This window comes from Bradyrhizobium oligotrophicum (assembly GCF_051168495.1).
In the GTDB taxonomy this organism is placed as follows: Bacteria; Pseudomonadota; Alphaproteobacteria; order Rhizobiales; family Xanthobacteraceae; genus Bradyrhizobium; species Bradyrhizobium oligotrophicum_A.
On the sequence record NZ_JBNPVB010000002.1, the window covers coordinates 86,031 to 110,377 of the forward strand.

27 protein-coding genes are annotated in these 24,347 nt (G+C 65.1%); 10 read left to right on the top strand and 17 right to left on the bottom strand.

Annotated elements, in window-relative coordinates; genetic code table 11:
* Window positions 1-89 precede the first annotated feature (89 nt).
* The gene (locus tag ACQR1B_RS03945; protein ID WP_434834154.1) at window positions 90-1,322 is read right to left on the bottom strand and encodes a branched-chain amino acid ABC transporter substrate-binding protein; all 1,233 of its coding nucleotides are present in this window, start codon (window positions 1,320-1,322) and stop codon (window positions 90-92) included.
* Between the two features lie 947 nt (window positions 1,323-2,269).
* Between ACQR1B_RS03945 and ACQR1B_RS03950 the strand changes: the two genes are divergently transcribed.
* The 3 genes from ACQR1B_RS03950 (at window position 2,270) to ACQR1B_RS03960 (ending at window position 3,777) form a co-directional block, all read left to right on the top strand.
* Window positions 2,270-2,512 (top strand): hypothetical protein, encoded by a 243-nt coding sequence (locus tag ACQR1B_RS03950; protein WP_434834153.1) that lies wholly within the window; start codon window positions 2,270-2,272, stop codon window positions 2,510-2,512.
* Between the two features lie 209 nt (window positions 2,513-2,721).
* On the top strand, window positions 2,722-3,363 hold the full coding sequence (locus tag ACQR1B_RS03955; protein ID WP_434834152.1) for a nucleotidyltransferase domain-containing protein: 642 nt from the start codon (window positions 2,722-2,724) through the stop codon (window positions 3,361-3,363).
* Window positions 3,364-3,435: 72 nt separating this feature from the next.
* Complete coding sequence (locus ACQR1B_RS03960) at window positions 3,436-3,777, top strand: hypothetical protein (RefSeq protein WP_434834151.1); 342 nt, start codon at window positions 3,436-3,438, stop codon at window positions 3,775-3,777.
* 171 nt (window positions 3,778-3,948) lie between these two features.
* Here ACQR1B_RS03960 and ACQR1B_RS03965 read toward each other — a convergent pair whose 3' ends face one another.
* The 3 genes from ACQR1B_RS03965 to ACQR1B_RS03975 form a co-directional block, all read right to left on the bottom strand.
* Window positions 3,949-4,182 carry a hypothetical protein gene (locus tag ACQR1B_RS03965; RefSeq protein ID WP_434834150.1) on the bottom strand — a complete coding sequence of 78 codons (234 nt, stop codon included), beginning with the start codon at window positions 4,180-4,182 and terminating at the stop codon, window positions 3,949-3,951.
* Window positions 4,183-4,317: 135 nt separating this feature from the next.
* Window positions 4,318-5,538, bottom strand: a complete 1,221-nt coding sequence (locus ACQR1B_RS03970; protein WP_434834149.1) for an MFS transporter — start codon at window positions 5,536-5,538, stop codon at window positions 4,318-4,320.
* 172 nt (window positions 5,539-5,710) lie between these two features.
* Window positions 5,711-6,871, bottom strand: coding sequence for a sensor histidine kinase (locus tag ACQR1B_RS03975; RefSeq protein WP_434834148.1), 1,161 nt, complete (start codon window positions 6,869-6,871; stop codon window positions 5,711-5,713).
* A gap of 88 nt (window positions 6,872-6,959) precedes the next feature.
* Between ACQR1B_RS03975 and ACQR1B_RS03980 the strand changes: the two genes are divergently transcribed.
* The 3 genes from ACQR1B_RS03980 (at window position 6,960) to ACQR1B_RS03990 (ending at window position 7,878) form a co-directional block, all read left to right on the top strand.
* On the top strand, window positions 6,960-7,295 hold the full coding sequence (locus ACQR1B_RS03980) for a response regulator (protein ID WP_434834248.1): 336 nt from the start codon (window positions 6,960-6,962) through the stop codon (window positions 7,293-7,295).
* Between the two features lie 112 nt (window positions 7,296-7,407).
* Window positions 7,408-7,623 carry a hypothetical protein gene (locus tag ACQR1B_RS03985; RefSeq protein ID WP_434834147.1) on the top strand — a complete coding sequence of 72 codons (216 nt, stop codon included), beginning with the start codon at window positions 7,408-7,410 and terminating at the stop codon, window positions 7,621-7,623.
* Window positions 7,624-7,659: 36 nt separating this feature from the next.
* Entirely contained in the window at window positions 7,660-7,878 is a 219-nt protein-coding gene (locus tag ACQR1B_RS03990) for a hypothetical protein (RefSeq protein WP_434834146.1), read from the top strand.
* Window positions 7,879-7,982: 104 nt separating this feature from the next.
* On the opposite strand, the gene ACQR1B_RS03995 is transcribed toward ACQR1B_RS03990, so the two are convergent.
* Window positions 7,983-8,672: a substrate-binding domain-containing protein gene (locus tag ACQR1B_RS03995; RefSeq protein ID WP_434834145.1), complete on the bottom strand. Its 690-nt coding sequence runs from the start codon at window positions 8,670-8,672 to the stop codon at window positions 7,983-7,985.
* 93 nt (window positions 8,673-8,765) lie between these two features.
* Window positions 8,766-10,805 carry an NAD(+) synthase gene (locus tag ACQR1B_RS04000; RefSeq protein ID WP_434834144.1) on the bottom strand — a complete coding sequence of 680 codons (2,040 nt, stop codon included), beginning with the start codon at window positions 10,803-10,805 and terminating at the stop codon, window positions 8,766-8,768.
* 202 nt (window positions 10,806-11,007) lie between these two features.
* Between ACQR1B_RS04000 and ACQR1B_RS04005 the strand changes: the two genes are divergently transcribed.
* Complete coding sequence (locus ACQR1B_RS04005) at window positions 11,008-11,859, top strand: NAD-dependent epimerase/dehydratase family protein (RefSeq protein ID WP_434834143.1); 852 nt, start codon at window positions 11,008-11,010, stop codon at window positions 11,857-11,859.
* A 127-nt stretch (window positions 11,860-11,986) separates the two neighbouring features.
* Window positions 11,987-12,466 carry a hypothetical protein gene (locus ACQR1B_RS04010; protein WP_434834142.1) on the top strand — a complete coding sequence of 160 codons (480 nt, stop codon included), beginning with the start codon at window positions 11,987-11,989 and terminating at the stop codon, window positions 12,464-12,466.
* A 90-nt stretch (window positions 12,467-12,556) separates the two neighbouring features.
* Here the strand turns inward: ACQR1B_RS04010 and ACQR1B_RS04015 are convergent, their stop codons facing one another.
* From ACQR1B_RS04015 to minC, 11 genes are all read right to left on the bottom strand, one after another.
* A complete protein-coding gene (locus tag ACQR1B_RS04015) occupies window positions 12,557-13,186 on the bottom strand; it encodes a hypothetical protein (RefSeq protein ID WP_434834141.1) in 630 nt (209 codons plus the stop codon).
* Between the two features lie 183 nt (window positions 13,187-13,369).
* Window positions 13,370-13,636: a hypothetical protein gene (locus tag ACQR1B_RS04020; RefSeq protein WP_434834140.1), complete on the bottom strand. Its 267-nt coding sequence runs from the start codon at window positions 13,634-13,636 to the stop codon at window positions 13,370-13,372.
* A 333-nt stretch (window positions 13,637-13,969) separates the two neighbouring features.
* Window positions 13,970-15,538 carry an ABC transporter substrate-binding protein gene (locus tag ACQR1B_RS04025; protein WP_434834139.1) on the bottom strand — a complete coding sequence of 523 codons (1,569 nt, stop codon included), beginning with the start codon at window positions 15,536-15,538 and terminating at the stop codon, window positions 13,970-13,972.
* Between the two features lie 562 nt (window positions 15,539-16,100).
* Window positions 16,101-16,370 carry a hypothetical protein gene (locus ACQR1B_RS04030; protein WP_434834138.1) on the bottom strand — a complete coding sequence of 90 codons (270 nt, stop codon included), beginning with the start codon at window positions 16,368-16,370 and terminating at the stop codon, window positions 16,101-16,103.
* A 318-nt stretch (window positions 16,371-16,688) separates the two neighbouring features.
* Window positions 16,689-17,303, bottom strand: a complete 615-nt coding sequence (locus tag ACQR1B_RS04035; protein ID WP_434834137.1) for a hypothetical protein — start codon at window positions 17,301-17,303, stop codon at window positions 16,689-16,691.
* Window positions 17,304-17,653: 350 nt separating this feature from the next.
* Window positions 17,654-18,067: a DUF1801 domain-containing protein gene (locus tag ACQR1B_RS04040; RefSeq protein WP_434834136.1), complete on the bottom strand. Its 414-nt coding sequence runs from the start codon at window positions 18,065-18,067 to the stop codon at window positions 17,654-17,656.
* A gap of 88 nt (window positions 18,068-18,155) precedes the next feature.
* The gene (locus ACQR1B_RS04045) at window positions 18,156-18,548 is read right to left on the bottom strand and encodes a NifB/NifX family molybdenum-iron cluster-binding protein (protein WP_434834135.1); all 393 of its coding nucleotides are present in this window, start codon (window positions 18,546-18,548) and stop codon (window positions 18,156-18,158) included.
* 285 nt (window positions 18,549-18,833) lie between these two features.
* On the bottom strand, window positions 18,834-19,613 hold the full coding sequence (locus tag ACQR1B_RS04050) for a thioesterase family protein (RefSeq protein WP_434834134.1): 780 nt from the start codon (window positions 19,611-19,613) through the stop codon (window positions 18,834-18,836).
* 21 nt (window positions 19,614-19,634) lie between these two features.
* Entirely contained in the window at window positions 19,635-19,910 is a 276-nt protein-coding gene (gene minE, locus ACQR1B_RS04055; RefSeq protein WP_434834133.1) for a cell division topological specificity factor MinE, read from the bottom strand.
* Window positions 19,907-20,722: a septum site-determining protein MinD gene (minD, locus tag ACQR1B_RS04060; RefSeq protein ID WP_434834132.1), complete on the bottom strand. Its 816-nt coding sequence runs from the start codon at window positions 20,720-20,722 to the stop codon at window positions 19,907-19,909. The genes minE and minD overlap by 4 nt, the downstream gene beginning before the upstream one ends.
* Window positions 20,723-20,742: 20 nt before the next feature.
* Window positions 20,743-21,432 carry a septum site-determining protein MinC gene (minC, locus tag ACQR1B_RS04065; RefSeq protein ID WP_434834131.1) on the bottom strand — a complete coding sequence of 230 codons (690 nt, stop codon included), beginning with the start codon at window positions 21,430-21,432 and terminating at the stop codon, window positions 20,743-20,745.
* 712 nt (window positions 21,433-22,144) lie between these two features.
* On the opposite strand from minC, the gene ACQR1B_RS04070 reads away from it, so the two are divergent.
* Together ACQR1B_RS04070 and ACQR1B_RS04075 are read left to right on the top strand one after the other, a co-directional pair.
* Window positions 22,145-22,594 carry a hypothetical protein gene (locus ACQR1B_RS04070; RefSeq protein ID WP_434834130.1) on the top strand — a complete coding sequence of 150 codons (450 nt, stop codon included), beginning with the start codon at window positions 22,145-22,147 and terminating at the stop codon, window positions 22,592-22,594.
* Between the two features lie 45 nt (window positions 22,595-22,639).
* Window positions 22,640-24,271, top strand: a complete 1,632-nt coding sequence (locus tag ACQR1B_RS04075) for an ABC transporter substrate-binding protein (protein WP_434834129.1) — start codon at window positions 22,640-22,642, stop codon at window positions 24,269-24,271.
* Window positions 24,272-24,347 lie beyond the last annotated feature (76 nt).

Here is a 24,347-nt window from a genome sequence, read left to right on the forward strand (position 1 = left end):
CTCGAGGCCCGCGGCGTCGTCGCCGCCGTTGGAACGTCCGGACGCCGCCCGACCGCGACCAACGGCCGCGGGCCGGCGGCGTGGACGATTTACGGCCGCGCCATCTTGCAGGTCGTGGACACCATGGCCTGCGGCGTATCGACCCTGGAAACCAGGTGCCAGCCCCAACCGGTGTTCTCCTCGTCGAACGGTTCGTTCGCGGCGAGCTTGCCGAACGACGAAATGTAGATCGGCTGGAAGAACTGATGGTCATCCTTGCGCATGATGCCAGTGCCGCCGTCGAGAACCTCGAATTTCAGGTCCTCCAGCGCGGCCGCCACCTTCACCGGATCGATCGAATTGGCCTTCTCGGCCGCAGCCTTGAACATGCGCATCTCGTTCACCGCGCGCGGATACCAGAGCGACATGTTGACCTTCGCACGGAACGCCTTCTCGAAATCCATCGCTGCCTGATGGCCGGAATTGGCGAACCCTTCGGTGAGCTGGAAGACCTGGTGATCGAGCCCGGTCTGCTTGATCGCGGTCGGCCCGCCGGCGCCGCCGGCGTAGTAGGTGTACCAGTTGACCTTCAGGCCGGCGTCCGCAGCGGCCTTGAGCAGCAGGGCGAAATCCTGGCCCCAATTGCCGGTGATGACGCTGTCGGCGCCGGACGCCTTGATCTTGGCGATATAGGGCGAGAAATCCGTGATCTTCAGCAGCGGGTGCAGCTCGTCACCGACGATCTGGACATCGGCCCGCTTGGCCGTCAGCATCTTGCGCGCATCGCTGCGCACCGACTGTCCGAACGAGTAGTCCTGATTGATCAGGTACACCTTCTTGATCGACGGAATGTCCTTCATGTAGTTGGTCAGCGCCTCCATCTTGATGTCCGAGCTGGCGTCCCAGCGGAAATGCCAGTAGCTGCACTTCTCGTTGGTCATGCTCGGATCGACGGCGGCATAGTTGAAGTAGAGGACTTCCTTGCCGGGGTTGCGCGTGTTGTGCTTGGTGACGAAATCCGACAGCGCCAGACCGACCGACGATCCGTTGCCTTGCGTGACGTAGCGAACGCCGGCGTCGATCGCCTTCTGGGCCTGCACCAGGCTCTCTTGCGGATTGGTCTTGTTGTCGAACGGCACGATCTCGATCTTGTGGCCGAGGATGCCGCCCTTGGCGTTGAGCTCGTCGGCCAGATACTGGAACGTCTTCAGGCCGCCCTCGCCGACGCTGGCGCCGCCTCCGGACAGCGGATCGATGTATCCGATCTTGAGGGTGTCCTCGGCCGAGGCCGCGTGACCGAACATGGGGAGGACGAGGGCAATGACTAAACTTAATCTGCGCATATCGGTTTCCTCACTGACTGTCGACTTCGGTCGATCGTTGGACGCGCATGCAAACGCATTCGAAGGAGCAATGAGCAGAATTAAACGCGGCTGACAAGTTCGGCGTGGCACGTTTGCTGCGGAAGCCGGCGCAAAAACTGAGACAAATTGGCCGGCCGCAGCCGATCCGTCTCACGGGGAGGAAAATGTGCGGAATCCCACACGCCCCTCGCACGCTGTCAAGCCGACACGACGGTCTCCGATGGCAAGTCGCCGTCCACTCCTGCATCGCTCTCCGCGGCGCGCACATCCCGCAGCGCAGCATGAGATTCCCTCCTGCTCCTGTGAAACAGCCGGCCGCAGCCGCCTCGGGCATGCGCGCGCGATCTCGCGGCTGGATCGGCCCGAGAGATGCCTTGGTCGCGCGCCCCGAATTGCGAGAGGCGCAGGGAGAGCCGGACCTCGACTGAGGCCCGTGGCCCGCCTGCGAAAAAAATGCAGGCGGCAGGTACCACAGGTCCAGCCGGACGACCCGGCCCTCCCTGCGCGATAGTGTTACGGTGTCCTTCGTGCTCTCCTTGGGGACCGGGCTTTCTTGCCCCCATCACCCGCGGGACGCTCGCGCATCCGCAGCAGGCTTGACCTCAGCATCGGGAGGCCGGGACCACACGACTTCGCCGTCCGCGACACCACGCTCGTCTGGCGCAGCATCCACGTCCATCGCAACCCACCTCCACGTATCGTGACGACGCGTACGCCCTCTGCATGAGGCGGGATGCGCGGAGTAGAGCACGATTTCGGAAAAACGGCAACAGAAATCTTTCTGACCGCCGCCTTGATAAAGAGGCCGTGACCCGGACCGGCACGCGGAAAGCTCACGCGACGCCATCTATCGCGCTGCAGCGTTGCCAATCCCGTTGATTGAGCGCAGGCTGTCACGACCGCAGAAGTCGCAAGGGGAGAGACGGATGAAAGAAACGGGCCTCGACGGCCGCCATCGGGACAAGGACGGCGAAATCAGCAAGAAGCACGGCAATACGCTGGTCGGCACATTGCGCAAGATCTACGGCAAAACGTTCGCGGCCGGCTACCCGGAGTCGACCCAGCTCGGCGAGGTGCTGCTGCAGCTCAACGAGACCTCGCTGAGCCAGCTGCGCCGCGACCACGGCACCGGGCATCTCGATCACAAGATCAGGCAGGCTTCGAAGTGATCGGTGAGTTTGGCGAACCGTTGCGTCCGTTCGCACGAATAGCGTGAGCAATCCGCTGGTCTCGTGCGAACCTTGCTGGCTGCGGCGCGTGAGAGGGCAAGGCTAGACGGGCGATCGGCGCGATTTGTGCACTGTCGCCGTCATCTCGGACTGAAATTCGCCGCGCCTTCAAGCCATTGATCTGATTGCGTTTAACTCGCGATGATTGATTGTTCATCGTTTGCGGTACTATACTTCCCAATATGGGAACGACACCTAAAAATTTCGGCTTATCCGACGCGCTGTTCTCGAAAGTGCAGCAACGCGTCCTGGCGCTCCTCTTCGGCCACCCGGAGCGCAGCTTTTACACCTCGGAGATCCTCCGCCATGTCGATTCAGGAGTAGGAGCAGTGGATCGTGAGCTGCGCCGCTTGCATCGCTCTGGACTTGTGACCGTCGAACGCGTCGGCAATCAAAAGCATTACCGCGCGAACAAAGAGGCGCCGGTCTTCGAGGACTTGCGCGGTCTACTCGAAAAAACGGTCAACGTGACCGAGCCGCTGAAGAAATCGTTCGAGCGGCATGCGAGTGGAATCCAATCGGCCTTTGTATTTGGTTCCGTGGCCAAAGGTACCGACACCGCCGAGAGCGACGTCGACATCATGGTGATTGGAGACGACCTCAATTATTCGGAACTCTACGCCGCGGCTCAAGAAGCCGAACTGACGTTGAAGCGTCCCGTTCATCCGCTGTTCGTGTCATCACAGGATTGGCAACGTCATGTCTGCGATGAGGGATCTGTGATGAACAAGATCAGCCAATCGCCCAAGCTCTTCTTCATCGGCTCCGAAAACGAGCTCCGCCATGGCTAGGCCCGAACTCGAAATCTGGTCAAAATCAACCAGCTCAAGGCCGAGCCGCCGTTGCGCAAAGAGTATGACAGCATGCTGAAATCGGCGCAGCGCGGCCTCGCCGATGCGCAGAATGAAAGCATCGAAACGGATAGCCAATTTGATCTTGCCGTTGAAGCTGCGCATAAGTTCGCGCTCGCGGCGCTTCGGCGCGAGGGCTATCGCTCTGAAAATCGGATCACGGTCTATCAAACACTGACGCACACGATCGGTGTGAGCAACGCCGATATTCAGATTTTTCTGAAAGCGCACAACGAACGCAACCTTGCGAGCTACCAGGGCCGGATCGATATCGGCGAGAAGCTACTCGCCGATCTGATCGCCGCCACGAAACGGCTGAGCACCGCCGTCGCCAAACTGGCACCGCCTGCCTGACGCTCAAACTGCGAGCCTCCTCAAGCCCCTTCGACTTGCATATCGGAAGCCTTCCGAGACGGACAGTTGAGGCACCGCACCGAATCTCAAATCGTTGCACGTTCCGGATCAAACTCCGGCATTGGAGAGCCGTTGGGCTCTCCAATGCTAACAGGCGACCGATGCCGCCCCCTACTTGCTCATGCTTCCCGCTTGGTTCGTTCCCGGGCCGACATTGCCCTGGCTCGACGAGGTGGAATCGCGGCCGGACTTCATGTTGCTGCCGGTAGTCTGACCGCTGGTCTGCGACGAGGTCGCCGAGTTCGCGGCGTTATGCTTCTTGTGATGCTTCGCCTGCGCCGCGAGCGGAACGGCGGCGAGGGTTGCGGCGACGAAGGTGGCGATGGCGAGTTGAGTCTTCTTCATGGGTCGGATCTCCAGCGGGTTGAACTCCACGCTCGCCCAACCCGGCCGCGACCGGTGCGTTCCTGCCGGCCGATCAAGCCTTGTTGTCAGACCGCTTGTCAGACCGCGACGACGCACCGGGTGCGCTGCAGCGTTTCAGGCCGATGCTGGCATCGGCGTGGACCCGGGCTGCGGCGAGGTCCTTGGGAACGGCCTGAACATCGTCATCATCAGCACGGCGCCGAGGCCCATCATCCAGGAGCCGACGTAGAGCCAGGAGTAGCTGGCGAAGCTGTCGTAGATCAGGCCGCCGGCGAGCGGGCCGGTCGCCATGCCCAAGCTGCCGGCCATCGCCGTGCCACCGATCACCGTGCCCATGATCGATTGCGGAAAATTCTCGCGCGCGATCGCGGCGTAGAGCGGCATGGTGCCGGCATAGAGGAAGCCGAAAATCGCCGCGACGGCATAGAACGCGGCGAGGTCGCGCACGACCACATAGGCCAGCGCGCCGAACGCCTGCGCGAGCAGGCCGAGCACGAGCACGCGCTTAGGCCCGAAGCGGTCGCCGAGCAGGCCGAAGGCGACGCGGCCGCCGAGGCCGGCGAGCCCCTCGACGCTGTAGATCGTCACCGCCGCCATCAACGGGATGCCGCAGGAAACTGCGTAGCTCACGGTGTGGATGATCGGGCCGGAATGGGTGGCGCAGCAGAAGAAGTTGGTGGCGAGCAGGATCGCAAATTGCGGCGAGCGCAATGCCGCCGAACGCGTCATCTCCGCCGGACCGGACGCGACGGCGTCACCCTGCGCGGGCAAAGGCGGGCGGCGCACCAGCAGCGACACCGGGATCATGACGGCGGCGACGATGGCGGCGATGCACTGCATCGAGGTCCGCCAGTGCCAGGTCGAAACCAGCCAGGCCGCGAGCGGCGACATCGTCATCGGCGCCACGCCCATGCCGGCGGAGACCAACGAGACGGCGAGGCCGCGGTGGGTGTCGAACCAGCCGGTGACGGTCGCCATGACCGGCGCGAAGATCGCCGCCGTGGCGCTGCCCGCCATCAGCCCGAACAGCAGTTGGAACGTGAGCAGCGACGGCGCCAAGCTCGCCAGCGCCAGGCTCGCGGCCAGCAGGATCGAGCCGGTCAGCACGACCGGACGCGGGCCGATACGGTCGGACAGCGTGCCCCAGCCCATGCTTGTGACCGCCATGGCCAGGAAGCCGATCGTCATCGCGCTGGACACCCCGGCTACCGACCAGCCGGTCTCCTGGACGATCGGCTTGAGGAACACCGGCAACGAGAACAGGCCGCCGACCGCGACGCAGCCCAGCAGGCCGCCGGCCGCAACGATCACCCAACGATAGCGCTCTATGCTCATCCTCGTCTCCCTCGTCATCTGCTGGAAGACGAATGGAAGCCGACGAAGACGACACCGGGCGAACGGCTTTTTGATGGGCCACGGCACGGCCCGTCATGACGGTCTCGATGGCTGTTGCGACGTGTGCCTCCGCACCAACCCCGGCCCGTTCGGGAAGGCGACGCGCGTGAGATCACCTGACGAGGCTGGTCGTCGCGACGTCGATCGTGATCGTCAATCCCTCGGGGAGCCACTGCCATGTCATCTGCCCGCCATGCCGGCTCACCGTGGAACGCACCAGGGAGGTGCCGAAGCCTGCGATGGCAGGCTCTGCCACGGCCGGGCCGCCGGTCTCCTTCCACACGATGCTCAACTGCTCGGACTCCACCGACCAGCTGAGTTCGACGATGCCGCGCTCGGCGCTGAGCGCGCCATATTTGGTGGCGTTGGTGGCGAGCTCGTGAAAGATCAGCGCCATGCTGTTGGTCGCATGATCGCCGAGGCGAACATCCGGCCCCGTCAGCAGCACGCGCTCATACGGACGCAGCACCGTCGCCAGCACCTGCTGCAGGCTCGCGCCCGACATCTTGCCGGGCCCGGACGATCCTCTGACCAGTTCCTGAGCGGTCGACAGCGCATCGAGGCGACCGGACAATTTGCTCACCAGTTCGTCTTTCGAGCTCGAGCTTCGCGCGGTCAGTCGCAGCATGCCGCCGATGACGGCGAGCAGGTTCTTGACCCGATGTGCCATCTCCTGCGTCAGTTGCTCCTGGTCGCGCAAGGCCGTCTGCAGGCGCTCCTCCGACTGGACCATGCGCAGCGCGACCGCCGCGAAGGCGGCGAGCTCGGTCAGGGCGCGCGCGTGCTCCTGCGAGAAATGCCCGCCGTCCCCAGCGACGACCCAGAGCGTTCCCACCGCGCTGGCCGCGCCCGCGGCGCCGAGCTGAAGCGGCAACAGGAGCACCTCCGGAACGACGATGCCGGCATCGCTGATCCAGCCATAGACGGTCTCCGGGTGCTTCATCAGCACCGGCCCATCGGTCGCCAGCGTGACGCCGCACGGAGAGAAATCCAGCGGCGTGCGCGTGCCTTCGAACGCGGCCAGGGAGCCGTGAACGGCGAACCAGCGAAACGTCCGGTCATCGCGGTCGAGCAGGGAAATGCCGGCGGACACGGCCTGGCTCGCTTCCATGGCCAGCCGAACGAGGCGCGGCAACACCTCGTCGGGGCTGTTGGCCATGTCATGGGCGAGATCGCGAAACGCGAGCTTCTCACGCAGATAGTCGGGATTGCCCGAACTGCGCTGCGCGAGCTCGTCGGTGATGATGATGTCGGCGATGGCGCGGGGAAACATTCGAGCGGGCTCGGAACGTATGCTGCGTGGGAAACTTGCAACTCTAAACGTTTAAAGGCTTTTGGCCTGCAGGAGATTGCGCTTGAGAGTGCTACTGGTGGAAGACGAGCCGCTCATTCTCATGGATATCGAACTCCAGCTGCAGGGAGCGGGACACGAGGTCATATCAGTTCGCAACGCAGATCGCGCGATCGAAGTGCTGGCCGACCGCGTGGTGGACGTGCTTCTAACCGACATCGACATGGAGGGTTCCATGGACGGTCTCAAGCTTGCCGCCGCGGTGCGGGAGGGGTGGCCGCCGGTCGAGATCGTGGTGATGTCGGGTAAGAGGCGCCCGACCTGCGACGAACTGCCCCAACGCGCGCGATTCCTCGAAAAGCCGCTGAACACGGGCAGCCTGCTGGAGGCGATCGGACGATGGTGAGCGTCGTTCGCTAGGACTCGAGCGGTTCGGCGTTGGTCCTTGCGTTATGCGGGCCGGTGCTATACTAATTGTTCTTGTAGATGATGCATGGTGGTGCCTTGAGCACCCTCGGATGCGTTCTGACAAGCGCTTCTCGACAATTCGGCTCCTTTCGGCTGCAGAGCGTTGGACCGCGGAGCGTGTTTTGCTCGGCGCTTTAGCCGCCGTGGCGAACCAAATCCAGCAAACCTCGTTAGCCTCTCAATTGACGCCGCCGACCCAGGTCAAGGTCAAATCGACCGCAGAACGACGGCTTGATGCCGGTCTGCATTCGCGGATGTCACCATGATCGCGGCGATCGACAACTCCAGACGTGACAGAACACATGACAACGCACAGGACCAACCAGATGCTCCACCGCAAGCCCCCCAGCCGCGCAGTCGTCGAGGCCAACAGGCTGTTCAAGCCCGTTCAGCCGAAAGCTTCCGAATATTCCGAGCTGCAGAAGGCGTTTCACGACAATCGCGAGCGGCTCCGATCGGAGCGCCTTGCCCGAAGCAGCGCCGACGACAACGAGACGAGCCGGGAAGACAGCTCCTCCTGAGTTCGTCATTGCCCTGTTGATGCCAACCGTTGCGGGCGGCCTGACGACGCGCCGCGAAGCGATGTCTTCGTCTGCGCCTTAACCCTTCGCCTCAATCCCTCGCCTCACACCGGCGTCATGCCGTGCTGGCGCTTGGTCTCGGCGGTCTCCTCCGAGACGAGATATTCGATGAAGGCCCGCGCCGCCTCGGCATGCGCGCCGGCCTTGCACAGCGCCGCGGCGAACACCGTGCCGGGCTGCAGCGACTCCGGCAACAGGCCGACGATCTCGATGCCGGGCGCGCCCAGCATTTCACTGAGCTGTTGAAAGCCGACCTCGACCTCGCCATCGGCCAGCAGTCTTGCCACGGGAATGCCCGGCTTGGCCTGGACCAGGCGCGAGGCGCCCTCGTTCTCCAGGCCCCACTCGCTGGCGAGCTTCTGCACATGGGTGCCGCTCGGCCCGGTGGAGATGCCAATCGCCTTGGCGTTCTCCATCGCCTGGCGCACCGCGGCCTCGTCGAGCGGATCCGGCTTGGGCGCCCCTGCACGCACCGCCATTGCCATCGGCGATTCCGCGATCTCGATGATGCTGCCTGGCACCAGATGACCGTCGGCCTCGAGTTTCTGCAGCGCATCGGAGGCGAGCACCGCGAAGTCCAACGCCTCGCCGGCGCGGATGCGCTTGGCCGCGTCGACGCCGCCGACGGAGTCGATCGTGATCACCTCGCCGGTCGCCTCCTCATAGGCGGCGGCGAGCTCGGCGAGAATCTGCCTCGTCGCCATCGAGGAAATGCCGGCGGCGGTCACGCTCATGATGGGCTCCGTTTGATGTTGTGCAGCGCGAAAGACGCCGCCGCACGCTTGCCTGTTCGGATATGGCAAGCGGCGCCGTGGGGCAAGATGGCCTCACTTCGGCACGTTGCGATCGAGGTCCTCGAGCCACGCCGCGGCGTTGCCGTCCGACGGCGCGCGCCAGTCGCCGCGCGGCGACAGCGAACCGCCGGCCACGACCTTCGGCCCGTTCGGCATCGCCGAGCGCTTGAACTGGCTGAAGGCGAAGAACCGCTTGAGAAACACCTCCAGCCATTTCCTGATGTCGGCGAGCGCGTAGGCGTTGCGCTTGTCGGCCGGGAAGTGCGGCGGCCAGGCGCCGGCGGCGGCATCCTTCCAGGCGTGATGCGCCATGAAGGCGATCTTGGACGGGCGCATGCCGTAGCGCAGCGTGTAGAACAAATTGAAGTCCTGCAGCTCGTAGGGGCCGATCGTGGCCTGCGTGCTCTGCGGCGTCTCGCCCTCCTTCACCGGCACCAGCTCCGGCGAGATTTCCGCCGACAGCACCGCCTCCAGGGTGCGGTCGACATCGGCGGAGAACTGATGCGAGGCGATGACCCAGCGGATGAGATGCTGGATCAGGGTCTTCGGCACGCCGGCGTTGACGTTGTAGTGCGCCATCTGATCGCCGACGCCATAGGTGCACCAGCCGAGCGCGAGCTCGGAGAGATCGCCGGTGCCTAGCACGAGGCCGCCGCGGTCATTGGCAAGGCGGAACAGATAGTCGGTGCGCAGGCCCGCCTGCACGTTCTCGAAGGTGACGTCGTAGACCGCCTCGCCGCGGCCGAACGGATGGCCGATGTCCTTCAGCATCTGCGTCGCCGCGGGACGGATGTCGAGCTCGGCTGCGCTGACCTCGAGCGAGGCCATCAGCGCATGGGCGTAGGACTTGCTCTGCGCGCCGGTGGCGAAGCCCGGCATCGTGTAGGCCAGGATGTTGGTGCGCGGCAGGCCGAGCAGGTCCATCGCCTTGGCGGCGACGATCAGCGCATGCGTCGAGTCGAGACCGCCGGAGACGCCGATCACGATGCGCTTGGTGCCGGTGGCGCGCAACCGCTGCGTCAGGCCGGCGACCTGTATGTTGTAGGCCTCGTAGCAGTCCTGATCGAGCCGCGCCGCATCGCTCGGTACGAAGGGAAAGCGCTCGACCGCGCGCATGAAACCGATGTCGCCCTCGGTCGGCTGCAGCTCGAAGCCGATGCGGCGATAATGCACGTTGGCGTCCTGCGCGCGCGCATTGTCGTCGAACGTGCCCATCAGCGCCCGCTCCTGGCGCAGCAGGTCGAGATCGATATCGGCGAAGATGGTCTGGCCGGTCTGGCGGAAGCGCTCGCTCTCGGCCAGCAGCACGCCGTTCTCGAAGATCGAGGTCTGGCCGTCCCAGGCGAGATCGGTGGTGGATTCGCCGACACCGGCGGCCGCGTAGATGTAGGCTGCGAGGCAGCGCGCCGAGGTCGAACGGCACAGCAGCGAGCGGGACTCGGCGCGGCCGACGGTGATCGGGCTGCCGGAGAGATTGACGAGCACGGTGGCGCCGGCGAGCGCGAGCTGGGATGCCGGCGTCACCGGGACCCACATGTCCTCACAGATCTCGACGCCGATGACGAGGCCGGCGACGTCGGCGGCAGCGAACAACAGATCGATGCCGAACGGCGCCACGGTCTCGGCGACCTCGATCATCTCGCCGCGGATGCCGGCGCCGGAGGCGAAGTGACGGCCTTCGTAGAACTCGCGATAGGTCGGCAGATAGATCTTCGGCACCACGCCGAGCACCTCGCCGCGGTGGATCACGACCGCGCAATTGTAGACGCGATGGGAAAAGCGCAGCGGCGCGCCGACGATCAGCACCGGCGTCAGATCGTGCGAGGCTTCGACCAGCGTCAGCAGCCCGCGCTGCACGGCGTCGAGCAGCGGGTCCTGCTTGACGAGGTCCTCGATCGCGTAGCCGGACAGACACAGCTCCGGAAACACCGCGACCGCCGCATTCTGGTCGTGGCAGGCGCGCGCCGCCGCCAGGATCGCCGCCGCATTGGCGGCGGGGTCGGCGACGCTGGAGGCCGTGACGCAGGCTGCGACGCGGGCGAAGCCGTGGCGGTAGATCGAGTGGAAATTCATCGTGGCCGTCCATCTCCTGTCGCCCGATCATACGACATGGACCATGACGGGAGCCATAACAAGGGCGGCAGGTCAGCACCGCCCGGTCCGCAGGCGGCGGCGGCCCAGCCGGCTCGGGCGCGCGTCAATTGATTTGCGCGCGCTGCCCGATGCCGGCTAATTCGGGGCCTACGCATTCGAGCAGATCCGGTCGACCGTACGCATGAACCTCTTCGTCATCGGCCTCGGCTACACCGCCCAGCGCTTCGTCGATCGTCACGGCGGCGCCTTCGCGCGCATCTCCGGCACGGTGCGGAGCGCCGACAAGCGCGCGCAATTGCCAGCTCACGACATCGATCTGTTCGACGGCACGACCCCCGCGGCCGCGACGCTGGCCAAGGCTGCCGCGGCCGATGTCGTGCTGATTTCGGTGCCGCCGGGATCCGGCGACGATCCGGCCCTCGCCGCGTTCGGCGATGCGATCACGACGGGGCCGGCGCGGCGCGTGGTCTATCTGTCCACGGTCGGCGTCTATGGCGACCATCAGGGCGCCTGGATCGACGAGGAGACCCCGCTGGCGCCGGAGCACGACCGTGTCCAGGCGCGTGTCCGCGTCGAGCAGGATTGGCGGGCGCGGATCGGCGACCGGCTCGCGGTGCTCCGGCTGGGCGGCATCTACGGTCCCGGCCGCAACGCGCTGGTCGAGCTGCGCGCCGGCCGCGCCCGCCGCATCGTCAAGCCGGGCCAGGTCTTCAACCGCATCCATGTCGACGACGCCGCGAGCGCGATCATGGGCGCGATCAGCCGCACGCAGGGCGGCGCCTGGAACATCGTCGACGACGAGCCGGCGCCGCCGCAGGACGTCATCGCCTACGCCGCCGCGCTGATGGGGATCGACCCGCCGCCCGAGCTGCCGTTCGACCGCGCCGAGCTGTCGCCGATGGCGCGCAGCTTCTACGCCAGCAACCGGCGCATCCGGAATATCCGCGCCAAGCAGGACCTCGGGCTGGTCTTCGCCCACCCGACCTATCGCGCCGGGCTGGATGCGCTGTGGGCGGCCGGCGAAGGACGCTGAGCTGCGAGATTTTCGCGCGCCTTGCAGAAACCTTTGCCGGGATCGGCGATTGCTACGAACAGAGATTGTCATGCGGGCTTGACGCGATTTGACGTCGCACACCGCTCACACACAAAGGACGTTCGACATGCAAAGCGACCAACCGATCAGCTGGCTGATGTTCTTCACGCTGGCGGCCACCATCCTGATCGCGGCCGGGGCGTTCCTGGCGTTCCTGCGTTCGCAGCGCAACCGCGACATCGCGGCGGTCGCGCTCGAAGGTGATGGCCGCGGCCGCGGCATCGCGCCGTCGGGCGCCCTGCCCGAACTCGGCGGCGTGTTCGTGCTCGCTTTGCTCGTTTGCGGCCTGCTGGTCGCCGGCTATCAGAGCGGCGGTGCGACGCGTTTTGCCGGTGGTGACAAGCCGACGCCGGTGCCGACCGCCCCCACCAACACCGATCGCGGCACCACGGTCGGTGCCGGTGCGGCGATCACGCCGCCGCAATCCCCGACCATGACCCAGCCGATGCGGCCCGCCCCCGACACCCGCGTCGCGCCGACGGGATCAGCCAATGGCGCCGGTGCCGAGAGCGGCGGGCATCCCGAGGCGGCTCCGCCGGCCCGGTGAGAGCGCAGACCCGAACAAGACAGAGACCCAGAATCAAAAAGGCCGCGCATGCGCGGCCTTTTTCTATTTGTCAGGCGCCCGCCTCGATCATCAGATCGCGGCGGCGACCTTGTCGAGGCCGATGGTACGGGCGAGCCGGCGCACTTCATCCTTCTGGTCGTCGCGCAGCTGCCACAGCAGCGGCATGGCCGCCGATTTGAGCTGCTGCACCTCGTCGGAATCCGGATCGATCGGCACGGCGCCCGGCTTGGCGGCGCCCTGGCGGGCGACGTGAATCTTGCGGGCGACGGCGCGCAGCGCGGTCTCGACCGCCGGCCAGTAATATTCCTGGCTCGACGACAGCCGCAGCCGCTCCTTGATGCTGGCGATCTGGGTATCCGACAGCAGCGAATAGGCCTTCTGCACTTCGGGCTTCAGCGGCGCCGGTGCCGGCTCGCTCCTGGCCAGGATCTTCGACTTCGGCACCACCGGCTCGACGGCGACAGCCGCGGCGGCCGGCGCCTTCGGCATCTCGGACTCGGTCGGAGCATAGGCATAGGCCTGGCGCAGCGTCGTGCTCGCCGGAGCGCTCGGCTGCTGCTTCTCCTCGGGTGCCGCAAACGTGACCATAGCAAGGCGGTCACCCTTGGCTTCGCGGTTGGAGATCGGGCTCTTTACCACCACCGGCGGCATCATCGCACCCGCTGACGGTACGCTGTCACGCATCAGGACGCTCGTCATGGCCGCGCTTGCGATCAATACCCCCAGCAAAGCGACAAAAGCGATCGACTTCGTCACGCAAATCTCCGTATCCCGGCGGAAACACCGCACTTGGCCGAAAAGTGGGAGTTAATTAAGGCTATACGATGCCACAGAAACACGCCGACCACCATTCCGCCCTGGGACCATGGCGGGATATTTTTTTCATGCCGCGGAAGACAGCTCGGCTGGCATCTGCAGATCGTAGGCGGCCTGGATGTCGGCAATGATGTCGGAGGCTTCCCACAAGGCGGCGGGTTCGACGGAACGAAGGCTGATGGTCCAGTTCCCACCGCGGGCGGTGCGTGGAACACTCATGATGTCGAACTGGACGTTGCGGCACAGCGGATGCCGCTGCAGCGCATGCCCGACCCGGATGCGCATCTCCTCGAGCGTCGCACGCTCCTTGACCTGCCCAACCGCGATTCCCATTGCGCAATTCCGCCAAGTTCAACTCGGCTGATTGTGGAACGGGATGGTTAATGCGGCCTTAAGCACAGCGCGGGCGTTCACTGAACTCGTGGTTTCATCTCTGGTGATTTTGACTCTTTGGCGGAGGTTGGATAGGCGCGGCCGAGTTTGGCGCGTGCCTCGTCGGTTGTGAACATCCATTTGATGGGGTCTCGGGTCTATTTCGCCGTCGTCGCCAGCGCATCTGGCCGTCATGCCTTCGCAATGGGGTTCCGATGAAGCGCTTGACCGGCAATCGATCGGGCGGTTCCTCGCCGACTGTTTCCCCCCGACGCCGCTGTCGAGACGCGGGCCTCAGTCGAGTTCGAGTGGTTGGTAGTTGCCGGTCTTGTCGAGCGCGGTGCCCCAGATCTTGTGCGAAGCCTGGTGCTCGGTGTCCCCGAAAGCAAGATTGACGCCGAGGCCGAGATTGAAGTTGCGCAGCTTTTCAAGCGCGTCGACCAGCCTCTCGGTATCGATCATCGGCCCGGCGTTCTTCAGGCCCTCGATCAGGATGTTCGCAGCAACGTATCCTTCAAGCGAGGTGTAGCTCGGGGTCTCGCCGGGAAAGTACTTGCCCAGCGCCTTCTTGTATTCGAGGACCAGGGTCGAGTAACCCGATACCCCCGGAACGACCTGCGTAACGATGACATTTTCAGTGTAGCGCGGGCCGAGCAGCATCAGTTCGTTGGCGAGTTCCGTCGAGCCGACGAACGACACGTTGCTGTAGATGATGCCGGGATAGAGGTCGCGGGTCTTCTCGATGAACTTCGCCGCTGCCCGGGCGGTCGCCGCCATCACCACGGCCTTGACCGGGATTTTCGACGCTCGCAGCTGATTGACCGCCTCGTCGACATCGACCGTGTTGCGCTTGTAGCTAAGCCGCGTCACGGCAGTCCCGTTCGCGCCGAGCGCGCGGAGCGCCTTGGCCACGCCTGCGGCGGCGGTATCGCCGAGGGAATCGTTCTGCGCGAACACCACGATCTGTCGCGGCTGCAGCTGCCGCCGTTTCACCAGATGCTGCACGATCGCGCTGGTTTCTTCTGCAAAGCTTGGCCGGTAATTGAAGACGTAGCGGTCCGGCGGATCGCGGCGCAAAACATTGGCGCCGGTAAAGGCGGCGAAAAACAGAACCCGCCGCTCCAGCGCAAAGGGGACCGCGACTTCGGCCGTGGCGGCTCCGAAATTGCCGATGTAGCCGAAAACCTTTTCGTTGTCATAGAGCTGCTTCATGGCGGCGAGGGTGCGGGTCGGCTCATAGGCGTCATCGGCGGCGATCAGTTTCAACTTGCGGCCGTTGACGCCGCCGCGGTCGTTGACGCTGTTGAAAGCCACATCGATGCCCAGCTTGAGCTGTCGACCGGTATCTTTCACCGGGCCCGAGAACGGTATGACCGTGCCGAACTTGATCTCGTCGCGGGTCACGCCAGGGACGTTCAACTGCTGCGGCAACATCGGCAAGGGAGCAATCGTGGTAATGTCATCCGGCGGAGCGAAAGCCACCTGAGGCAGCGCGTAGGTAATCTGGGGTGGCGGGTCCTTGACCGACTGCTCAAGGTCGGCGAATTGACGAACTGCGGAGCGGCATTCCACGAGCCCGATGCTCGTGGCTCTGCGTCCGTCGGCGAGATAGCGGTCGAACAAGCGTGTCAACTCGCTGCGATCGGCTTCTGTGTCCGAAACCTCCTTAATGACGGCCTGGAATTTCTCGACGATGAGCTGGACCCGTGGGCGGGAGACCTCGCTACAGGCCAGCGCCGAACCAACGATCAGCCCGACACGCGTGGCAAGAGCGCCAACAGTTTCGATGTGTCGAGGAGCAGCGGCAGTTGCAGACGTCGCAACACAAGTCCCGATCAGCAGTGCAGTCCAGCGAAACGTCATTGGCACGATCCGGTCCTTGTCGGTGAGCTGTGGCGCGTGATCTTGAATCCGTTCGAATGAGTCAGGGGGAGTGCTTCGTTAGCTGGTCCCGGCGTGTTTTCCTCCTTTGTTTTTGGTCGCGCAATCGATCGCAATCGACCGAGGCCGAGATCAAGTTTCCGCATGATCGCCAGCACGGCCAACTTTTCAGCACCGCGTATCGGGCCGCGATGCGTCGATTGAAGATCAACACTTTGGCAAAAATGCAGCCTTCGCACGACGTGTAGTTCGAACCCGGATCAGCGCATCGGGTACCGGCGTATTCCAACACCCAGGCGCGAATAGCAGGTGAGGGACCGGGGACGATGCGCCCGCTGGTGTAGTTATTTTTTGAGCCCCGCTAGTCATATTATTAGATGACAGCGGTATTCGACGAACGAAGCTGCCCGCAATGCGGCTCGTCATGGTGACGCTGCATGAAACCGTCGGTGCTTTGGGTGCGAAATTCTGTGCAGCGTCAGGCAATCAAAAATCAGAGATCTGGAGAGGCGATCGCAAACAACCAAGAGCGGGACAGAGAAGGTTATATAGAACCCTCACGCTCGCAGGCGACGTATCCGGAAGCGTGGCACTGAATCCCAAAGGACGCGATCGCGAAGCGGCGCGTGGTCCTACCGACGGTGGAGAGGCTGACGCTCACGGTCCGGGCAATCTCTTCGTCGCGGCTGCCGGCACCAGCCGCAAGTAAAATCTGCGTCCGCTCGAGCTTGCGGGTGGCATGCTTGCCGTCCCCGAGCAGCGCCATCAGTTCGTCCCGCTCGGCGTGGCTCAGTTCGACCCGACGTACATACATGCTTTGCCTCTTTGTCGGAGGCCGGGACGAATCCAGCGATGAGTCAATAATCAGGCGTGCATTCCACCGAGAAGCAGGGCACCACCTGACTTCATCGACTCCCGCGCGCACATGTTCGGGCGCTCACCCGCCGAAACCGACATGCAGCGCCATCTCGCGTCGTCCCCCTCCAATGCCACGGGTTCGTTCGTCAGCCCGGTATTCCCCGGAGCATCGAGATTCTCCTGCCACCCGAAAACTTGCCCGCCCTCGATTGGCTCGGCATCAAAACGTCAACCACGAGCGATGCTCGCCTGCTCGGCAATGCCCGCGCGGCGATCAGTTGTCGCCGAAGAAACGGAAGCGCGGACCGTCCATGTCGACAGGCTGCGCCGCATAGGCGCGCGGCGACGAATCGTCTCGCACCGCCCGCTCGACGTCGCGCAGATCCTGCTCGCGTCGCTGCCGTCGGCGCTCGGCGACCTGGCGATGCCGCTCGGCGCGCCGCTGTTCCGCGACACGCTTGCGCTCGGCGTCACGCGATTTGACGTCGGCGTCCTGGGCCTTCTCCTGCGCCGTATCCTGCGCTTTCGTCGGCGCGTTGTCCGGCGCACCGGCCAGAGCGTCAGACGAGGATGCGGCTGCCGTCTCCGTCGTCGCCGGCGCAACCCCGGGCTGCGGCGAGGCATTGGCGGACGGCTGAGCTTTCGTGGCCGTGTCTGCCGCAGCCGCGGGGGTCACCTTGATCGGTGCCGATGCAGCCGCCTGCGTCGCAGCCAGATAGGATGTGCCGGTCGGGCTCGGCGATGGCGCGGGACGTTCGATCCGGGTAGGGTCCAGCGAGGCGGTCCTCGGATTCATGCTCTCGCCGATCAGTAGTCCGCCGCCCAGCCCCGCCGCGACGGCGATGGCAACCGTTCCAGCCCCCGTGAAAAAAGCCGTCGAATTGCGCATGGCCATGCTCCTCATGATGGGGCGGCAACGTCCCGCACGCGGCGATGTTCCGGCCGGTCGAGAAGAGACGTCGCGCCGGCTCGTGCGCGACCGACATCCTGTCGGCCTTCCCGCAAAGCCCTGCGGCGACAACTACGATCCGACGACGTCCCGGCCTCATGGTTCGAGACGCACCGCAGACGGCGATCGTACCAAACACCGGCCCGATCGGCGCGGCGCTCCTCACCATGAGGGTTTGGCGCCCAGGGCGGCGCTGCAGATTGACCATGAGAGCCGCATGCTCATGGAGAGGGGACGGTCCCAAAACCGGCGCGGCACATCAACCGTGAGCAGCCTGCTCGCGTCGGGGCCTACCGTTTTCCCTTCGCCATGTTGAGGGCCACCGCGGCGCGGATCAGTGATTTGAACGCGGCCGCGTCGATCTCGTCGCCTTGGTGGAGATCGATGGCGCGGCGGGTGTTGCCGTCGAGGCTGGCGTTGAACAGGCCGGCCGGGTCGGGCAGCGAGGCGCCCTTGGCGAAGGTCAGTTTCACCGCGGCCTTGTAGCTCTCGCCGGTGCAGATGATGCCGGCATGCGACCACACCGGCACGCCGCGCCACTTCCATTCCTCGACCACCTCCGGATCAGCCTGCTTGATCAGATCGCGGATACGGGCGAGCGTTGCGCCGCGCCCGTCGCCGAGTTCCTTGATCCGGGCATCGATCAGGTCCGACGCGGATTCCTTTGCCTCCGTCGGCTTCGAGGCGAGCGGTGCCTTCGCCATGGCCTTGGTCCTCCCACGAGCAACACCGATACACGATCGTGGCAACCCGTGCGAGCCCGATAGCGCTGCTGCACCTGTGCAACAGGTCTCAATGCCGCGAGAACAGATCGCGCAATTTGCAGAGCGAGGTGGTGATATCGAAACGCTGTTCGGGCAGCGGCTCGCCGGCGACGAGGCGTGCGAGCGCGGTCGCGGCATCGGTCTCGCCGGTGAGCACCACGTCGGCGCCGCGCGCCTTCATGTGGCGGATGAAGCCGTCGCCGGCGCTGCCGGCCAGCACGATCGCGACGCCGTCGAGCGGATGCGGCCCGTCGTCGTTGAAATGATGCAGCACCTGCTCCTTCGCGAGCTCGATCCGCGTCGGCTGCGGCAGCGGGGCGTCCTGGCCCTGACCCGCGAGATCATAGACGAGCCAGCATCGCGCCTGCCCGGCGTGACCGCTGACGGCGGTCCAGTCCTTGGTGGGGATGGCGATCTTCATGGCGGGCCTCGGCACAGTCTCAGCAACGCGACCGAGACTACACGGCGGCGCGGGTCCGCCGCGCTGATCCAGCGCAATGCGTCGCCGAGGAAGTGCCCGCGACCGCCGTCCTGAACTGGTCTCCTGAGTACGCGGAGGCGACGCAAGAGGCGAACATGCGAAGCTGGGGGCTGGGATCGATGCACTCACCGCGATGCGGTGAGCTCCCCTTTCCGCAAGGGGGAAGGGAGCGCACTGCCGTCGCGGTGAGAGGTCGAATCCAAGCGACCGAAGATTGATGCCATATCACGACGATCGCTTCTCGATCACAAGACTCTGCACCACGCGCCCGAAATAGCCCCTGACGTCACCGAGCCGCGCCATTGCGAGGCCGGCGCCATCGGGGCCGATCCAGCTTTCGGCGTCGAGCAGGATCCAGTCGCCGACCGGCTCGCGCGCCATGTTCACGGTGAGGTCGGCATTGAGGAAGGTGTAGCTGTGAAAGTCGAGCGCGGCGGAGGTGCCGTTGCAGAAGTCGCTGGCGACCACCGCGCGCATCGCCTGCGACACGGCGTGCCCCTCGACCAGCGGCCAGTCGACGCGGTACCAGATCGCGCCCGGCCCCTTGACGCCGAAGCGGCCGCGCGCGGCGCGCAGGGTCATGCCGCGCACGAACGGGCTGGTGGAGAAATCGGCCGGCTCCGGCTCGGCGTCGTCAGGCCCGACGAGATCGACCGGCAGCCCGCGGATATCATCCGGCAGCGGCACCGCGTCCTGCCTGATCTTGAGCACGGTCGCCGTCACCACGACCGTATCGGAGGCGCGCAGGCGCACGGCGCAAAGCTGGATCTTGCGGCCCTCGCGCAGCACCTCGGTCTCGACGGTGAGCGCAGCGAGCGGCACCGGCCGCATCAGATCGATGGTGACGCGGGCGATGCGCATCGGCGACTTGGTGGCGATGCGTTCGGCCGCCCATACGGCCAGCGCCGACGGCGCGGAGCCATGCTGCATCGTCGGGTCCCAGGGACCCGCGGCATCCGCACTGACCGCGACCTGACCGTCCGCGACGTGGAAGATCGGCCGCATCAGCGCGCGCCTCGCCACGCGTCAGCCGGCGCTGGCAAAGGCGCGATCGGCGCCGTTGGGCAGTTCGATGTCCACCTCGAGCGTCGAGACATGCTTCCCCCGGTCCATGCGGACGATGACCTTGTCCGGATCGAGTACCACATGGCGCGAAACCACCGCGAGGATTTCCTCGCGCAGTTGCAACAGCAGATCGGGCTGGCCGCGCAGGCTCCGCTCGTGCGCGAGCAGGATCTGCAGCCGCTCCCGCGCGACGGGCGCCGAGGCTGTTCGCCCCTTGAAGAGCCGCAGCACGCTCATGCAGCCCTCCGTCCCAGCAGCCGGTTCATCAGGCCCTTGCGCTCGGTCGGGATCTGCATCTCGATCTCCTCACCGAGCAGGCGGCGCATCGCATCGTGATAGGCGCGCGCCGGCGCGCTCGCCGGGCTGTTCAAGGTGACGGGGCAGCCGACATTGGAGGCGCGCAGCACGTCCTGGCTCTCCGGCACGATGCCGAGCAGCGGCGTCGCCAGGATCTCCAGCACGTCGTCGATCGACAGCATCTCGCCGCGCGCGGCGCGGCCGGCATCGTAGCGGGTGATGAGGATGTGCTTCTCGACGCGCTCGCCGTTCTCGGCGCGCACCGTCTTGGAATCGAGCATGCCGATGATGCGGTCGGAATCGCGCACCGACGACACTTCCGGGTTGGTGACGATGATCGCCTCGTCGGCATAGCGCATCGCGAGCATGGCGCCGCGCTCGATGCCGGCGGGGCTGTCGCAGATCACCCAATCGAACGTCTTGCGGAGTTCGTGGATGACGCGGCCGACGCCATCCTCGGTCAGCGCGTCCTTGTCCTTGGTCTGCGAGGCCGGCAGCAGCCACAGGTTCTCCAGCCGCTTGTCGCGGATCAGGGCCTGCGGCAGCTTGGCGACGCCGTGCACGACGTTGATGAGATCGAACACGACGCGCCGCTCGGCGCCCAGGACGAGATCGAGATTGCGCAGGCCGACGTCGAAATCGACGACCACGACCTTCTCGCCGGCCTGCGCCAGCGCCGCGCCCATCGCCGCCGTCGTGGTGGTCTTCCCGACCCCACCCTTGCCCGACGTCACAACAAGAACCTTCGCCATCTTACGAATCCTCCCGGTACTCAGTTCAAAGCTACGATTTTCATGGAATGACCGTCGAGCCGCGCCTGCGCGGCCCGGCCGCGCAATGCGGCGTCGATCTGCTCCGCGGTCTGGTAGTAGCCGTCGATCGCGACCAGCTCGGCCTCGATCTTCTGGCAATAGATGCGCGCCGCCGAATTGCCGTTGATGCCGGCCATGGCGCGACCGCGCAGCGCGCCATAGACGTGGATCGAGCCGCCGGCGACGATCTCGGCGCCCGACGACACCGCTCCGAGCACGGTGACGTCGCCGTCGGGAAACACGATCGATTGGCCCGAGCGCACCGGCTGGTCGAGCAGCAGCGAGGTCGGCTGCTGCAATTGCGGCTTCTCCGGCTCGATCTCCTGCACGGCGCAGTGACGGCCGCCCGACAACAACGGCGGCATGCCGGGCGACAGCCGCCCCTGCTCGACGCCTTCGAGGCCGAGCACGCGGATGTGGCGTGCCTCGATGCTCTTGACGAGATGGGTGATGGCGAGCGGGCTGAGATCCACCGCCGACAGATCGAGCACGATCGGCTTGCCGACGAAGAAGCCGGGCGAGCCCTTGAGCGTGGCATCGAGCTCGTTGAGCCAGTCGGCGATCGGCACGACCGGCGAGAACACGAAGGCGACGTAGGAGCGCCCGCGCAGACGAATAACAGGACGCACCGTTTCAGCGCTGGCACTCATGACCATCCGACAACCCTTCTTAGCGAATGGTTAACTGTCGGCGCCAGATGGTTAACGGAGGGTTAAATCGACGCTAAGTCGCTCGAAAATCGACAGCGGCCCGCCCGACACAGTTCGATGATGATCGAATCAAGGCGCAAATCCGGCACGAATGAGACGCAAATCCCGAACATCTGCGTCAAGCCCCGTCGCGCCTCATTTTAATCACATCATGATGATAACTTTAACGTACATATAATTTGGAACCGACGGCTTTAGGCGGTTCCGTCGATTGACACTCGTCAGGGGGCGGGGCATGGGATCGATAGAGGCGCTGAAGGCACGGTCAAAGTGCCAGGGCGCCTTGCAGGAAGGGACTGCTGGCGTGCGATCGGTGATCGACGCGAAACGTCTGATTCTGCAAGTGATTCCGTGTGAACTGAAGTGGCAAGGCGCTCCCGCTCTTCGTTTGAACCAGCTCTCATACGACCGCAGCAGAAGCGTATCAGTTTACCGGAATCGAGCGTCAGAGGAGTAGCGTATGAGTTCGTTGAGTGAACAAAATCCGATGAACCCGCAGGACCCGCTGCACTATGCACCTCGGTGGCTGCGTGAACGTCCGGAAGCCGCACGTCTATCTCTCGTCGGTGACAACGCCAAGGCAGCAGCAGAGGCGGCCGAGCGTCCCGCTTCGGGACAGCAAGGTCCACTCGATGCTCGTTTGGAGACCGCCGTGTTCGAATCCCTCCGTCAGTCTCTGAACCCGCAGGTGATGCGGGAGCCGCCAGAATTCGAGCGCGAGCGCGACCGCCGCTCGGTCGTGTTCAAGATCGCCGGCCGGTTCGCGGCGGCAACCGGTGTCGCCGCCGTCGTCGCATTGTTCTTCGTCAACATCGTTCCGGTGTGGCGCCAGCCCGATGCGAGTTCGTCGTTCGTCGCCGCCGTGCAATCGATGAAGACGCTGCCGGCGGTCGCGGCCGACGTGCAGGACGCCAAGGCCGACCAGACCAGCGCGCTTCCGGAGCGCGCCGAACCGCAGGCCCCGGCCCTGTCGCAGTTCAAGTCGCTGCTGGCCTCGGATGCCCCGGCACCGGCGGCCGAAGCCGAGACCGCCGAAAAGCCCATGCTGCAGCAATTCATGCAGTGGAACCAGAAGTCGGGTCAGATGGAGCGGGTTCGCTAACGCGTTCCTTCCGAGCCGAATTCAAACATCTCGCACAAGGCGATCATGATCGACGTCCTACCGCAGAAAGCGGCAGCACGCGGTCCGTTGGCTCACGCCCGTGTTGCAGCCCTGCTGCTCGGGACCCTCGTGGCGAGCGGAGCCTTTGCCGTGCCCGGCGAGGCCTATGCCGCACCCGGCGAGTCCGTGAGCGTGGCGCGCCAGCTCGGCGGCCGCGTCGGCCCGATCATCGGCTCGGCGCTCGCCTGCCGCGACATCTCACGGCCGCGCGTCCAGGCCATCATCGAGAAATTCCAGGTCGTCATCCGCGAAGCCGCCACGGGTGTGGCCGACCGTGACGAATTGACCCGCCTGCTCGACCAACATGTGGCGGAAGGTCGCAGCCTGGTCACGTCAGGCCGGATGGATTGCCGCGCCGCGGACCGCCAGCTCGCCGATCTCGAGCAATCCCTTGCAGCGCCGGCCCCGACGCGTCCGAACCTTCCGGGCGTGACGATCGGCCCGACGAGCGCCGTCGCGTCCACGATGCCGGCGCAGATTCTGCCGCCCGCGGTCGAGACCCACGGCATCACGCAGAACCACATCAAGTTCGGCATGGTCATCCCCTATGGCGGCCCCGTGAAGGAAAGCGGGCGACAGCTGAAGATCGGGATCGAAGCCGCCTTCAACCGCGTCAACGAAGCCGGCGGCGTCAACGGCCGCGTGCTGAAGCTCGTCACCGCAGACGACGGCTATGATCCGGCGCGCACGCTCGACGCGATGAAGCAGCTCTACGAAAAGGACCAGGTGTTCGGCTTCATCGGCAATTTCGGCTCGGCCACCGCAGCCGTCGCGATCCCCTACGCGCTCGAACGGCGCGCATTGTTCTTCGCGCCCTACACCGGCGCCAACGTGGTGCGCCACGATCCGCCCGATCGCTACGTCTTCAACTACCGGCCGAGCTACGCCGAGGAGACCGACGCGCTGGTCCGCTACCTCGTGAAGATCCGCAAGCTGCAGCCGCGGCAGATCGTCGTGTTCGCCCAGAACGACACCTTCGGCGATGCCGGCTTCGCCGGCGTGTCCAAGGCGTTCCGCACGCTCGGCGCCAACGAGAACGCGATCGTGCGGGTGAACTATCCGCGCAACAGCGTCGACGTCGACGACGCCATCAGCCAGCTCAAGCTGCTGAAGACGCCGGTCCGCGCCGTGATCATGCTGGCCACCACGCGCGCCGCCGCCAAGTTCATCGAGAAGACGCGCGACGTCTTTCCTGGCGCTCTCTTCGCCAACATCTCGGCGGTCGACGGCTCCGCGCTCGCCAGCGAGCTGATGCTGCTCGGCCCGCGTTATACCGAGGGTGTCATCGTCACGCAGACGGTGCCGGGCGTCTCGGGCTATTCCAGCCTGGCGCTGGACTACAAGAACGCGCTGGCGACGTACTTCCCGGGCGAGCCGGCGGACTACATGTCGTTCGAAGGCTACGTTTCGGCGAGCATCCTGATCGAAGGATTGAAGCGCGTCGGCCCCCGTTTCGACACCGAGCAGTTGGTCGAGACGCTCGAGACCCTGCGCAACCTCGATCTCGGACTCGGCGTCCAGCTCGGCTTCGGCCGCTCAGAGCACCAGGCCTCGCACAAGGTGTGGGGAACCGCGCTCGACGCAAGCGGCAGCTATCAGCCGATCGAACTTGACTAGAATACCGCCGGGAAGAAACCGGCACCTGCTACCAACGATAAAAGCGCGACAGAGAAACCCGACATTAATTCGAAAT